8 protein-coding genes are annotated in these 14,140 nt (G+C 74.9%); 2 read left to right on the top strand and 6 right to left on the bottom strand.

The annotated features are described in order from the left end of the window. Positions 1-100: 100 nt before the first annotated feature. Positions 101-778 (bottom strand): TetR/AcrR family transcriptional regulator, encoded by a 678-nt coding sequence (locus tag ACOJUI_RS08180; RefSeq protein ID WP_422117550.1) that lies wholly within the window; start codon positions 776-778, stop codon positions 101-103. A 174-nt stretch (positions 779-952) separates the two neighbouring features. Here ACOJUI_RS08180 and ACOJUI_RS08185 point away from each other — a divergent pair, with 174 nt between their 5' ends. Both ACOJUI_RS08185 and ACOJUI_RS08190 read left to right on the top strand, forming a co-directional pair. Continuing rightward, a complete protein-coding gene (locus ACOJUI_RS08185) occupies positions 953-3,718 on the top strand; it encodes an MMPL family transporter (RefSeq protein ID WP_422117551.1) in 2,766 nt (921 codons plus the stop codon). Then, positions 3,715-6,366 (top strand): ABC transporter permease, encoded by a 2,652-nt coding sequence (locus tag ACOJUI_RS08190; RefSeq protein ID WP_422117552.1) that lies wholly within the window; start codon positions 3,715-3,717, stop codon positions 6,364-6,366. The genes ACOJUI_RS08185 and ACOJUI_RS08190 overlap by 4 nt, the downstream gene beginning before the upstream one ends. Before the next feature lies 1 nt (position 6,367). Here the strand turns inward: ACOJUI_RS08190 and ACOJUI_RS08195 are convergent, their stop codons facing one another. The 5 genes from ACOJUI_RS08195 to ACOJUI_RS08215 all read right to left on the bottom strand — a co-directional run bounded on the left by ACOJUI_RS08195 (position 6,368) and on the right by ACOJUI_RS08215 (position 14,024). Then, positions 6,368-7,042, bottom strand: a complete 675-nt coding sequence (locus ACOJUI_RS08195) for an OB-fold nucleic acid binding domain-containing protein (RefSeq protein WP_422117553.1) — start codon at positions 7,040-7,042, stop codon at positions 6,368-6,370. Then, on the bottom strand, positions 6,940-9,792 hold the full coding sequence (locus tag ACOJUI_RS08200; protein ID WP_422117554.1) for an error-prone DNA polymerase: 2,853 nt from the start codon (positions 9,790-9,792) through the stop codon (positions 6,940-6,942). Before ACOJUI_RS08200 ends, ACOJUI_RS08195 begins: the two co-directional genes overlap by 103 nt. 12 nt (positions 9,793-9,804) lie before the next feature. After that, entirely contained in the window at positions 9,805-11,583 is a 1,779-nt protein-coding gene (locus ACOJUI_RS08205; RefSeq protein WP_422117555.1) for a DNA polymerase Y family protein, read from the bottom strand. Beyond that, positions 11,580-12,398 (bottom strand): hypothetical protein, encoded by an 819-nt coding sequence (locus ACOJUI_RS08210; protein WP_422117556.1) that lies wholly within the window; start codon positions 12,396-12,398, stop codon positions 11,580-11,582. Before ACOJUI_RS08210 ends, ACOJUI_RS08205 begins: the two co-directional genes overlap by 4 nt. Before the next feature lie 153 nt (positions 12,399-12,551). Next, positions 12,552-14,024 (bottom strand): DUF222 domain-containing protein, encoded by a 1,473-nt coding sequence (locus ACOJUI_RS08215; RefSeq protein WP_422117557.1) that lies wholly within the window; start codon positions 14,022-14,024, stop codon positions 12,552-12,554. Between the last annotated feature and the right edge of the window lie 116 nt (positions 14,025-14,140).

A 14,140-nucleotide genomic window follows, 5' to 3' on the forward strand; every position in this document is an offset into this window, starting at 1 on the left:
CTCCAGGGGAATTCGGGGATGGGAGAGCGGTGCGACGAGCGTCACACCGCGTCCACCGTACTGCCCCCGCGGCGCGCGTGGGGCTCCCGGCGTGTCGCGCTCAGTCGCCGGGGGCCGGTCGGCGCGGCGTCACGAAGGCCTGCAGGGTGCCCAGGATGGTGACGGCGGCGAGGTCGGTGACGTCGCGCCGGTCCATCTGCTCGCGCACCATCAGGTCGATGAAGATCCCCACCAGCAGCTGCGCCAGGTCGGTGGGAGCCAGCAGCGGCCGCTCCCCCGAGGCCTCGAGCCGCACCATCAGCAGCGCCGCGATCTCGTCGCGCAGCCGCTCCCGCTGGACGGCGAGCTCCGCGCGCAGCTTCTCGTCGCGCAGCGCGCGGGCGACCGCGTCGGAGTAGAGCAGGTACCACTGTCGGCCGAAGGGGCGGATCGCCTCGAAGACGGCCACCATCACCTCGGAGTCGTCCTCGGGACCGACCCGGGCGCGCTCGCCCACGCCCGCCTCCGCCAGGGCCGCCTGCACGGCGGAGCTGGCGATCGCGAGCAGCTCGGTGGTCACCTCGTCGAACACCGCGACGAAGACCTCCTCCTTGCTGGAGAAGTTCGAGTAGAACGCGCCCCGGGTGAAGCCGGCAGCCCGGGTGAGGTCGTCGACGGTGGCGCCGTCGATGCCCTTCTCGACGAACACCTCGAGCGAGGCGCGCACCAGCTTGGCGCGGGTGTTCTCCTTGCGCCGGGTGTCGGCGGACTCGGGCAGCGGCTCGAACAGATCGGTCATGGCTCCTCGGGGGCTCGGGCGGGGTGGAGTGGCTCTCACCGCGCGGCGACGCCGTTGTGGTCTCCCCCGCGCGCTCGATACTATCGCACCGATACACCCGTGTATCCAATGCATGGCCGTCTCCAGCCGGAGCCGCGCCGGTGTCTTCCCGCCCGTGCTCGCCCTGGAGGTCGCGTGTCCTCATCCCTGTACCGACTCGGTCGTCTGATGGCCTCCCTGCGGTGGAAGGTGGTCACGGTCTGGGTCGCGCTGCTGGTGATCCTCGGCGGCCTCGCCGTCGGTCTGGGCGGCACCTTCTCCTCCGACATCGAGATCCCCGGCACCGAGGGACAGCGCGGCATCGACGCGCTGGCCAACCGGTTCCCGGAGATGGCGGGCACCTCGGGCCAGGTCGTGTTCGTGACCCAGGACGGCTCCGCGGTCGATGACCATCAGACGGAGATCGACGCGCTGATGGCCGAGATCGACGAGGTGGAGGGCGTGGCGCTGGCCGCCTCCCCCTTCGACGACCTCTCCCCCGGCACCCGCACCGAGGACGACACCGCGATCATCGCCCAGTTCCAGATGGACGGGCAGACCGGGCAGTTCCCGCAGGAGTCCGTCGAGCAGATCACCGCGATGGTGAAGGACGCCGGGTCCGCCGCCCTGGACGCGAACATCGGCGGTCAGGTGCTCACCAGCGCCGAGGTCCCCTTCGGGATCGGCGAGGTGGTCGGCATCGTCGTCGCGCTGCTCATCCTCGCCGTCGTCTTCCGCTCCTTCGTGCCGGCCTTCATGCCGATCGTCACCGCGATCGTCGGCGTCGGCGTCTCCATGCTGGCCCTGATGGCGCTGTCCGCCGGGATGGACATCCCCTCGGTGACCACCGCGCTCGGCGCGATGCTCGGCCTCGCCGTCGGCATCGACTACGCCCTGTTCATCCTCTCCCGGCACCGCGACCAGCTGGCCCGCGGGGACGAGGTGCTGGAGTCCGTCGGCCGCTCGCTGGCGACCTCGGGCAGCGCCGTGATCTTCGCCGGCATGACCGTGATCATCGCCCTGGTGGGCCTCTTCGTCACCGGCATCCCGTTCCTGACCATCATGGGCGTCGCGGCCGCCGCGACCGTCGCGCTGTCCGTGGTGGTGGCGCTGACCATGCTCCCGGCGCTGATGGGCATCATGGGCGAGCGCCTGCGGCCCCGCCGGGCCCGACGCCTGATGGCCGAGAACGGGGGGACCCTGCCTGCGGCCGCTCCCTCGCACTCCTCCGGCGGCGGCGTCAGCCGCGCCTGGGTGCGGCTGGTCACGAAGGTGCCCGCCCTGACCATCCTGGTGGTCACCCTCGGCGTCGCGGCCCTGGCGATCCCGATCAAGGACCTCGAGCTGGCGCTGCCGGACCTCGGCACCGAGGCCGAGGGCTCCCCCGCCCGCGACACCTACGACCTGATCGCCGAGGAGTTCGGGCCCGGCTACAACGGTCCCCTGCTGGTGACCGCCGACATCATCAACACCACCGACCCGCTCGGGGTGGTCGAGGAGCTCGAGACGGACATCGCCGCGCTCGCGGACGTCAAGGAGATCCAGGTCGCCACCCCGAACCGGGGCGCCGACATGGCCGTGGTGGTGGTGATCCCCGAGGGCGGCCCCACCGACCAGTCCACCAAGGACCTGGTGGCCGAGCTGCGCGGCAGCGCCGCGGGCTGGGAGGAGGACCTCGCCATCTCCGACGTCACCGTCACCGGCGCCACCGCCGTGGGCATCGACGTCACCGACAAGCTCTCCGGGGCGCTGCTGCCCTTCGCACTGTTCGTCGTCGGCCTCTCCCTGATCCTGCTGGCGCTCGTGTTCCGCTCGATCTGGGTGCCGCTGAAGGCCTCCGTGGGCTATCTCTTCTCGGTGCTGGCCGCCTTCGGCGTCACCGCGATGGTCTTCGAGTACGGCTGGTTCAACCAGGCGCTGTTCGTCTCGGTCAACGGCCCGGTGGTCTCGTTCATGCCGATCCTGGTGATGGGCGTGCTGTTCGGCCTGGCCATGGACTACGAGGTGTTCCTGGTCTCCCGCATGCGCGAGGAGTTCGTCCACAGCGGCGACGCGAAGCGCGCCATCGAGCGGGGCTTCGTCGCCAACGCCCCCGTGGTCACCGCGGCCGCCCTGATCATGATCGCCGTGTTCGCGGGCTTCGTGTCCTCGGGCTGGTTCATGCTGCAGCCGATCGCGGTGGGCCTCGCCGTCGGGGTGCTGGTGGACGCCTTCGTGGTCCGCATGACCTTCGTGCCCGCCGTCCTCGCCCTGCTCGGCAGGCACGCCTGGTGGCTGCCGGGGTGGCTGTCCCGGGCGCTGCCCAAGGTGGACGTCGAGGGCGAGGGCCTGGCCGCGGTGCTCGAGCACCGCCGCTGGACCGAGGAGCACGGCCGGCACTCCCTGCGCCTGGAGGACGCCGTCGCCCCGCTGCTCGGCGAGGACGGCGAGATCGGCCCCCTCACCGGCGCCGTCGCGCCCGGATCGCTGCTCGTGGTCCGCGCCCCCGACGACGCCGCCCGCGCCTCCTTCCTCGCGCTCGCCGCGGGCCGGCTGGCACCGACCTCCGGGATCCTCGCGGTCCACGACCGCCTCGCCCCCGACGACCTGGCGGCGATCCAGGGCCGGGCCCACTGGATCCCCGCCGGCGCCGACGTCTCCTCGCGGCTGGCCGGGATCGGCGGGCGCGGCATCGGCCGCACCGTGGTCGTCATCGAGCAGATCGAGGACCTCGCCCATGCGGCCACCGTCACCGACGACGCGCTCGTCGAGCGCCTCGACGCGCTGCTCGCCGAGGGCGTCACCGTGATCGTCGGCTCCCGCTCGGAGCGCGCCGTCGACGCCGAGCGCCACCTGCACGGCTCGCTGCGCGACCCGCGCCGCCTGCTGGCCCTGTCCGTCCAGCGCTCCACCGCCTCCGTTCCCGAAGGAGCCCTCGCATGACCCGTCTCAAGCACCCCCGCACCCTGCTCGTCGTGCTGCTGCTGCCGCTGCTGGTGGCCGCGCTCGGCCTGTGGGCGCTCAGCGGTCGCGTGGACCGGCTCGACGCCGTGCCCGCCGCGGTCGTCAACCTCGACGCGGGCGCCGAGATCGAGGACGAGAACGGCGAGGTCCAGCAGGTGCCCCTGGGGCGGCTGCTGGCCGGCGCGCTCACCCAGCCCGACACCGTCGAGGGCCAGGACCTGCCGGAGACCACCGGCTTCGACTGGCAGCTGACCAGCGAGGAGGACGCCGAGGAGGGGCTGCGGGACGGCAGCTACTCCGCCGTGGTGCTGATCCCCGAGGACTTCTCGGCGGACCTCACCACCATCGGCACCCCGGAGGCGACCCCGGCCCTGCTCGAGGTCACCACCAACGACGCCAGCGGCCAGATCAACGCCCTGGTGGGCACCGCCGTGGCGACCGCCTCGGCGAACACCATGGGCGGCCAGATGGCCCAGCAGTACCTGGACGGCCTCTACCTCGGCTTCAACGACCTCGGCTCCGGCTTCCGCGACGCGGCCGACGGCGCGGAGGAGCTCGCCGGCGGCACCTCCGATCTTGACGACGGCACCCAGGAGCTCGCCGACGGCACCCGTGAGCTCGCCGACGGCACCACCGCCGCCGCCGAGGGCGCCCGGGAGTTCTCCGGCGGCGTGTGGACCTTCGCCGACGGCACCTGGCAGGCGGCCGGCGGCACCCGCAGCCTCGCCGACGGCCTCGGCCAGCTCGCCACCGGCTCCGAGGACCTCGCCACCGGAGTCGCCGGCCTCCAGGCCGGCATCAGCGGCACCGACACCGAGCCGGGGATCCTCGACGGCGTGAACCAGCTCGCCGCGGGCGTCGAGGGCGACGGCACCGCCGAGAACCCCGGCCTCGAGGCGGGTGCCGATCAGCTCGCCACCGGCCTCGAGCAGTACGCCGACGGCGTCGCCCAGGCCGGCACCGCCGTCACCGGCGACGGCACCGCCCAGAACCCGGGGCTGGTCACCACCGCCCAGGGCGTCGCCGAGGGCACCGCCGAGCTCGGCCGGGGCGCCCAGCAGGCGGCCGACGGGCTGCGGGGCACCGACCAGCAGCCGGGACTGGTGCAGGGCGCCGAGGGCGTCGCCGCCTACGGCGAGGCGCTCGAGGGCGTCGTGAACGGCGCGGGTGGTCCGGACGCTCCGCAGATGGTCACCGACGCGCTCGTGACTCAGGAGCTGCTCTGCGCCGAGGGCGAGGACTCCCCCGGCTGCGAGGAGGCCACGCGCCTGGTCGAGTCCGCGATGACGACCGCGGGCATCGCGAACGGGGAACCGGGCAATCCCGAGAACCCGGGTCTGCTCACCACCGCCCAGGGCGTCGGCGCCGGCGCGACCGCCGCCGCCGACGGCGTCCAGCAGATCGCCGACGGGATCAACGGCACCGAGGCCCAGCCGGGCCTGGTCCAGGGCACCGAGGGCGTCCTCGCCTACGCCGAGGGCATCGAGACCGCCTTCGCCGGGGACGGCACCGCCCAGAACCCCGGCCTGGTGGCGCCCGCGCAGCAGCTCGCCACCGGCGCCCGCGCCAGCGCGGACGGCGCCGGGGAGCTGGTGACGGGCGTGATCGGTCTGCGCGACGGCCTGGTGCAGTACGCGGCCGGCGTCGACCAGCTCGCCGAGGGCGCCGATCAGCTCGCCGAGGGCACCCGCGCCAGCGCCGACGGCGCCGGCGAGCTCGCCGACGGCAACGAGCAGCTGGCCGCCGGGGCGAGCGAGCTGGGCTCGGGAGCCTCCCAGCTGGCCGACGGCAGCGAGCAGCTCGCCGACGGCACCGGGGACCTGGCCGACGGCACCGAGGAGCTCGCCGAGGGCACCGGTGAGCTGTCCGAGGGCACCGAGGAGCTCGCCGGCGGGCTGCGCGAGGGCGCGGACGCCGTCCCCTCCTACACCGAGTCCGAGCGGACCCGGATGGCCGAGATGGCCACCTCCCCGGTCGAGACCGAGGCGCAGCGGGAGAACGAGGCCAACGGCGCCGACACCGCCACCTTCCCCTTCGTCACCGCGCTCGCGCTGTGGCTGGGCGCCTTCGGCACCTTCCTGCTGCTGCCGGCGCTGTCCCGGCGCCTCCTGGACCGGGCGATGCCGATGTCCCAGGTGGTGCTGCGCTCGCTGGCCCCGGCGGTGCTGATCGCGCTGGTCCAGACGATCGCGGTGCTGGCCGTGCTCACCGCGGCGGGCATCTCCCCCGTCTCCCCGCTCTCGGTGGTGCTGGTGGCCTTCGCCGGGGCGGTGATGTTCGCGGCCCTGCACCAGGCGCTGCTGACGGTGCTCGGGGACCGCATCGGCCGCATCACCTCGGTGGTGCTGATGGTGCTGCAGGCGGTGACCCTGGTGGGCCTGGTGCCGGTGGAGACCGCTCCCCCGCTGCTGCAGTCGATCGGCTCGCTGATGCCGCTGTCGATCGTGACCCAGGGGCTCGTGCACTCCGCGCTCGGCGGGTCGCTGGTGAGCACCTCCGGCACGCTGCTGTCGATCCTCGCCTGGGCCGGGATCTCGCTGCTGCTGACCCTGGTGGCCTCCCGCGGGGCGCGCCGCGCCGACCGCTCGGAGCGGGTGACCGTGACCGCGGTGCCGTCGGCCGCCTGAGTCACCGGAAGTCCCTGGAGCTGCCCGCCGCGGGCAGCTCCAGGGCGACCACGTCGTCGGCCACCAGGTTCACCGCCCCGGTGCGGTTCTCCACGATCCCCCGCAGCACCACCGCCCGCGCGGTGCGCAGCAGCGCCCGGTGACGGACCCAGAACCCCTGCGAGCACACCACGTTGAGGATCCCGCTCTCGTCCTCGAGGCTGAGGAAGGTGATGTTCCCGGCGGTCGCCGGACGCTGCCGGTGGGTGATCACCCCGCCCACCCGGATCCGGGTGGAGTCCTCCGCGTCCCGGGCCCCGCTGATCGGCAGCACCCCGTCGGCGCTCAGCTCCTTCCGCACCAGCACCATCGGATGCTCGTCCAGGGTGATGCCGGTGGCCCAGGCGTCGGCGGTGGCGAGCTCCGCATCGCTCATCCCCGGCAGCATCGGGGCCTGCGCCCCCACCGCGAGGTGCGGCAGGGTGTCCGGGGACTCCTGGGCGGCGGCGCCCGCCGCCCACAGCGCCTGCCGCCGCGAGGCCGCCAGCGGATCCAGCGCCCCGGCGGTGGCCAGCGCCTCCAGCTGGCGGGCGCTCAGGTGCACCCGCCGGGCCAGGTCGGGCACCGAGGCGAAGGGCCCGCCCCGCTCGCGCTCGGCGACGATCGCCTCCGCGGTGCCGGTGCTGATCGTGCGCACCTGGTCCAGGCCCAGCCGGATCGCGGGGCCGCGCGCGGCGCTCTCCCCTGCACCTGCGCCTGCGGCGGGTCGACCCGGTAGGCGCGGTGCTCCGCGTCGGTCTCCAGGTCGGTGCGGGCCCGGCTGCGCAGCACGTCGGGGCCGCGGGTGAGGACCCCGTGCCGACGAGCATCCGCGACCAGCGACTGCGGCGAGTAGAACCCCATCGGCTGGGAGCGCAGCAGCGCCGCGGTGAAGGCGGCCGGGTAGTGGCACTTCAGGTAGCAGCTCGCGTACACCAGGTAGGCGAAGGAGTACGCGTGGGACTCGGGGAAGCCGTAGTTGGCGAAGGCCAGCAGCTTGCGCTGGACCGCCTCGGCGGCCTCCCCGGTGATGCCGTGGTTCGCCATCCCCGCGAAGAGGGCGTCGGAGAGCTCGAGCATCTTCTGGGTGGAGCGCTTGGAGCCCATCGCCCGGCGCAGCTTGTCGGCCTGGGCGGGGGTGAAGTCGGCGACGTCGACCACCATCTGCATCAGCTGCTCCTGGAACAGCGGGATGCCCAGGGTGCGGCCCAGGGACTTCTCCAGCAGCGGGTGGAGGAAGGTGACCTCCTCCTCCCCCGCCCGACGGCGGATGTAGGGGTGCACGCTGCCGCCCTGGATCGGGCCGGGCCGGATCAGCGCCACCTCGACCACCAGGTCGTAGAACTCGCGGGGCTTCAGCCGCGGCAGGGTCGAGATCTGGGCGCGGGACTCCACCTGGAACACGCCGACGCTGTCGCCGGCGCACAGCATGTCGTAGACGGCCGGGTCCTCCTGCGGCAGGGTGCGCAGCTCGAAGTGCTGCCCGTGGTGCTCGGCGACCAGGCGCAGGGCGTGGTCCAGGGCGGTCAGCATCCCCAGCCCCAGCAGGTCGAACTTGACCAGCCCCGCATCGGCGCAGTCCTCCTTGTCCCACTGCAGCACCGTGCGGTCCTCCATCGCCGCCCACTGCACCGGGCACACCTCGATCACCGGCCGGTCGCACAGCACCATGCCGCCGGAGTGGATGCCCAGGTGGCGGGGGGCGTCGCGCAGCTTCTTGGCGAGCTCGACGACGTCGGCGGGGATGTCGGCGCCCTCCAGCGAGGAGAAGGAGCGCTCGATCCGCTTGGAGAAGGCGTCCTGGGCGCCGGGGTCGTAGCCGAGCGCCCGGGCGGCGTCCCGCACCGCGAGCTTCGCCCGGTAGGTGATGACGTTGGCGACCTGGGCGGCGTTCTCGCGGCCGTAGCGGGTGTAGACGTGCTGGATCACCTCCTCGCGGCGGTCGGAGGCGATGTCGATGTCGATGTCCGGCGGGCCGTCGCGCTCCGGGGCCAGGAACCGCTCGAACAGCAGGTGGTGGCCGACGGGCTCGACCGCCGTGATCCCCAGCGCGTAGCAGACCGCGGAGTTCGCGGCCGAGCCGCGCCCCTGCGCGAGGATCCCCTCCCCGGCGCAGAAGTCGACGATCTCGTGGACGATCAGGAAGTACCCGGGGAAGTGGAGGTCGGTGATGACCTTCAGCTCGTGGTCGATCTGCGCCCAGGCTCCGGGGACGCGCTCGGGGCGGCCCGGGGCGGGCCGGGGACCGTAGCGCTCGCGGCCCTCGATCTCCACCAGCTCCACCAGCCAGCTGGCCTCGTCGTGCCCCGCGGGCACCGGGAACGGCGGCAGGTCCGGGGCGAGCAGGCGCAGGTCCAGGGCGCAGTCCCGTCCCAGCTGCGCCGCCCGGGCGACCGCCTGCCCGTAGCGGGGCAGCAGCTGGGTCATCTCCTCCCCGCTGCGCAGGTGCGCGGGCCGGGAGGACAGGTGGGGATCGGCCTCGGCGAGCGGCACCCCGGCGCGCAGGGCGGCGTGGGTGTCGGCCAGGCGCTTGTCCGCCGGGCGTGCGTAGTGGGCGTTGGTGGTCGCCACCAGCGGCAGCGAGATCGCATCGAGCCCCTGGGACTCCCGGACCAGTCGCGCCCCCTGGGCGAGGGCGTCGTGGAGCTCGTCGGCGAGCCCTCCGCCGCCCGCGACCAGCTCGACCGCGACGTTGCCGGCGCCGAAGAGGTCCAGCAGCCGGGCGATGGCCTCGGCCGCGGCGTGGGCGGCGGCCTCCAGGTCCCCGCTCTCGAGGTGGGGCGCGACGGCGCGGCTCACGGCTCCCTTGCGGCAGCCGGTGAGGATCAGCCAGTGCCCCTGCCGGGCCAGGCGGCTGAGCTCGGCCAGCCGGTAGCGGGGGACGGCCTTCTCGCCGCTGTCGAGGTGGGCGCGGGCGATGGCGGTGGACAGCTGCCGGTACCCGATCTCGTCGCGCACCAGCACCAGCAGGTGCTCCCCGGCGGGGTCGGGGGTGCCGGTGCGGGGCGCCGAGCGCACCGGGGTGGCGTCCGCGGCATCGGCCCCGGGCGCGAGGCCCAGGGTCAGCTCGGCGCCGAAGACGGTGTCCACGCCGTGCTCCGCGGCGGCGCGGGCGAAGCGCACCGCCCCGGGCAGCCCGTCGTGGTCCACCAGCGCGATCGCTCCCAGGCCCAGCTGCGCGGCCTGCGCGGCCATGTCCTCGGGGCTCGAGGCGCCGTCGAGGAAGCTGAAGTGCGAATGGGCGTGCAGCTCGGCGTAGTCGACGGTGCGCGCGGGGCGGTAGGGCTCCTCGGCGACCGGTCGGGGGCGCTCGACGAGGCTCCGCGGCGCGGTCACCTCGAGGGGGCGGTCCGACAGCAGCGCCTCGAGGTCCTTCCACGCGGGTGGGCCCAGGAAGCCGCCGGGCATCAGCGGATCTCCTCAGTCATAGAGCCCCTCCAGCATCCAGTGGCCGGTGCGCGAGAGCGCGAGGACGGCGGTCTCCTCGGCGCCGGCGCCGCGCACCACCAGCTGCAGGCGCGCGGCGCGGTGCCCGCCCGGCGTCCACCAGCGCTCGTCGATCACGGTGGGGGCGCCGTGGGCGAGCACCGGGTACCCCGAGCCGGCGCGCAGCCCGGCCCGCTGCAGGGCGGGGGCCCCGGGGGCGCTCACCAGCAGGCGGGCGGGGGCGGCGCTGAGCAGGCCGCGGGCGGTGACCACGACGGGCCGGCCGTCGGCGTCCTCGAGCAGCACCGGCGGCAGCTCGCGGAACACGGTGGCGGGCACCGGGCGCGGCAGGGACCCCGGCCAGGGGCCGTCCCGGCGCCGGGGCTTCTCGCTGCGCCAGGGCACCAGCGTCATCTCCTCGACCAGCAGGCGGCCGCCGACGACGGCGGGGACCTGCACCGCGTCCTCCCCCGCCAGTCCCTGCGCACGGGCGAAGGCCCGCGCGGCCCGCTGGGCGGCCTCCCCGGCGCTGCCCCACAGCGCGGGGGCGTTCTCCCCCGCCGGGGCCAGCTGCAGCGGGTGCAGTCCGATCCGGGTGATCGCCCCGGTCGCGGGCCCGCCGAGCCGGGCCCGGGTGATCCAGCCGTCGCACTGCCAGCGGATGCGGTCCACGACGTCGGCGACGCTCAGCGCCCCGTCGTGCCGCCAGGTGCGCTCCATCTCCTCGCCGCTCTCGGTGCGGGCCACGATCCGCAGCCGGGTGCACACCAGGCCGCGTTCGACGAGCATCGCGTGCAGCTGCTCGGCGAGCGGCCGGGCGATGAAGGCCGCCTGGTCGGTGCGCACCAGCGGGGTCTCCAGGGTGGTCTCGGCGAGGATCGGCTGGGTGGGGTGATGGGTCGCGGGCGGGGCGGGCTCCTCGCCGCGGGCCAGCAGGTGCAGCGTCGCGACGTCGGGTCCGAAGCGGTCCGCGACCGCGGCGGCGGGCAGCGCGGCGAGGTCGCCGAGGGTGGTGATGCCCAGACGCTGCAGCAGGTCGACGGTCTCGGTGAGGTCCAGTCGGCGCTCCGGACGGGTCGCCGAGGGCTGCCCGCGGTGTCCCCAGCCGGGGCCGACGGGGGCGCTGCGCAGCGCGGTGATGGGGTGCGGGGCGAGGTACTCGGCGCTGCGGCCGGGGCGCACGATCCGTCCCGGCGGGGAGGCCAGCAGGGCGGCGAAGGGGCCGTCGGCGATCCCGACGGTGGCGTCCCAGCCGGTCAGCTCGGCGACCGCGTCGAGGATCCGCTCGGCCAGGGCCGCCTCCCCGCCGTGGTGGCGGGCGGGGCCGCGGGCCGACATCAGCAGCACCCCCGGGCGCAGCACGTCCACTCCCGCCGCGATCGTGTCCACCGCGGCGGCGACCAGCTCGAACAGGGAGGACTCGTGCTCCCGGTCGGCCTCCAGCACGAGCGCCTCGGGGCAGGCGGCCCGGGCGGCGCGGCGCTTCATGCCGGGCAGCGCCCCGGCCGCGCGGGCGGCGGCCCCGGCGTGGCTGACGCGGTGCTGGTCGAGCAGGATCACCGGGCGGGCGGCGAGGTCGATCGCCGGTGCGTCGGCGTCGTCGCGGCGCTGGTGACGGTCCAGCGCCGCGAGCAGCGGCCAGTCCGGGACGGTGACGGCGACGGTCCGGGTGGCAGTCGCGGCGGTGGCGTCGGTGGCGGCAGCGCCGGCGCCGGTGGCAGCAGCGGCGGCGCGTGGAGGGGTGGTGGCGCGCGGAGGGGTGGCGAGGCTCATCCCGCCTCCCGCTCCCTCTGCAGGAGGTGCATGCCGCGGGGGGCGAAGTCCGCCCGGCCCTGCGGGTCCTGCGCGATCATCCCGCTCACCTCGGGCAGCAGCACCTCGACCTCGCGGTGCCCGGCGATCCCGCGGCCCTCGGCGGTGACCGCCAGGCGGCGCCGGCGCAGCCGTCCCGAGCCCGCGCCGAGCCCGGCCCAGCCCCGGGTGGTGGAGCGCAGGGTGAGGTCGGCCCGGCCGGGCGGGGCGGCGGCGAGGACCAGGGTGTCGGCGGTGCGGGCGCGGCCCAGCAGGCTGCGCCAGAGCGCGGGGGCGAGTTCGAGGTCGGGGCCGAGCACGAGCACGCCCACCCCGTCGGCCAGGGCGGAGAGCACCTGCGGGTGCTGGTCCCCGCCGGCGGGGGCGAGGGCGAGGCGGCAGGGGTCCAGTCCTGCGTCCAGCGCGGAGCGCAGCCCCAGGTGCGGCAGCCCGGCGATCGCGCACCACTCGTCCTCCCCCGCCGCGGCGACCGCGAGGGACAGCAGCAGGGAGGTGGTGGCGGCGCCCTCGATCGCCACCGAGCTGCCCGCGCGCAGGCTGCTGCGGGGGAACAGGGACGACAGCGGGCCCGGCACCGGCAGCCGCGCACCGAGACCGTCGTCGGCGCCGTCCGGCTCGCTCGGCGTCGGCGTCTGCGCAGGTCGCAGGGCGGTGCGGTCGATCCGGCCGCCCCAGCGGGCGGCCGAGCGCTCGGCCGCGCCCAGGGCGGCCCGGGCCCGTGACAGCCGCTGCTCGAGATCGCTGCTCTGCTCTGCGGTCTGCATGGCGGTGCTCATCGCCCCTCCTCCCGTTCGAACGCGTGTTCGAACCATACGCCTTGGTGGGGCGGCTCTCAAGACGGCAGGTCACCGCGCTCGAACGTGCGATCGAAGCCTGGAGGAGGGGTGTGACAGACGGGTGCGGTGCGGGCAGACCGGTCCCCTGATGCCTCAGAAGGGCGGGGGTGGAGGGTTCGCGCGCTGCTCCTGCGCGCGGCGTCTGGCCTCGAGCTCGTCCTGGTAGCGGTGCCAGGAGTCCATGAGCTCCTCGACCGTGGCCGGAGTGGCCAGATCGGTGTCGTCGTGGACCATGACCTGCACCCGGTCCCGGACCGACCAGGCGGTCCGTCCGGGCAGGCCGGGGGTGCGGGGCAGACGGGTCGGGTCGAGGTGCCCGAGCGTCTTCGCCAGGTGGTGCTGCCAGCACAGCAGGTGCAGGTTCTCGATCTTCGTCAGGCCCCCGCTGTGCGGGTCCTCGTGGTCGTACTCCTGGATGTGGTCGCATTCGGAGGCCCAGGAGGAGGAGCGGGTGCAGCCCGGCACCGCGCAGGTGGCGTTGCGCAGGCGGAGGTGCTCGAGCATGGCCCGGGTGGGGGTGTAGCGCTGCGCCGGCACCGGCAGGAACACCCCCGAGCAGGGCTCGGTGAGCACGCGGTACCAGGTGGGGCAGGACCCCGCCAGCTCCCGGGCCATCGCCGCCGGGATCGGGATGGTGCCCTCCAGCATGCCGGGCTCCTCGGAGCCCCCGAGCAGGGTGAGCATCGGGACGGTGACGCTGAGGCGGAAGCGGTGCTCGGGCACCTGCACCCCGTCGGTCGCGAGGGCGGCGCCGCCGAGCAGGTCGTACTGGATGAGGGCCAGGGAGGCCGGGATGGCCGTCGCGGCGACGGTCCCGCGGGGATCGCACGGGGGCTCCTCCCCCGCCTCGAAGGCGTGCCGCTGGGCGGCCTGCACGGCGCGCGCGGCGGTGTCGAGGCGCTGCGCCAGGGCGAGGATCTCCGGGGCGGGTCCGATCACCTGCAGGCAGCCGATGCCGTCCTCCGTCATCGGCAGCAGCCGCACCCGGCGCCGACCCTCAGGGGTGAGGTGGGCGGGGATCTCCGCCTGCGACTCCAGCCGGGTCAGCAGGCGCGAGAGCCGCCCGTGGAACTGCTCGGTGGTGATGTCGGTGGGCCAGTGCGAGGCGGCGAGGTCCACCACGGCGAACTGGGTCGGGGTGAGATCCCGGGTGCGGCGCAGGATGCGGTCGAACCAGGTGGCGGGGAACTCGCCGCGGCGCATCCGTGCCAGGGTCCGCGGGAGCCGGGACACCGCCAGGTGCGCATCGCGCAGGATGCGGTCCGCCACCGTGCGGGTGCAGCGCAGGGCCAAGGCGACGGCGACGAGCTCGGCCTCCGCCTCCTCGTCGTCGTAGTCCGCGCTCTCGGGATCGCGGAAGGACGGGGCGAGGGACTCGAAGCGCTCGGCGAGGCGCGGGCCCTCCTCGGCTGTCGCCTCCCAGATCTGCTGGAGGCGTTCGGGGAGCGCCGGTGCGGCCGGCGTGGGCCAGGGGTGCTCGGCGCGTTCCGGCTCCGCAATGCTCGAGGAGGCATCCTCGGCGGCGCTGGAGCGGAGCGCGTCGTCGCGCTCCCGGAACTCGCCCATGGCCCGCACCTCCTGCGAAGAATCAGTGCTCCTGATCGCCGACGCCGGGACGGTGCGCGGAATGTCGACGGTCAGAAGAATGTGTCGTCCCTCTATTCTAGGCGGAATGCCGCGTG

Origin of the sequence: Brachybacterium sp. UNK5269 (assembly GCF_049266655.1) — a bacterium.
In the GTDB taxonomy this organism is placed as follows: Bacteria; Actinomycetota; Actinomycetes; order Actinomycetales; family Dermabacteraceae; genus Brachybacterium.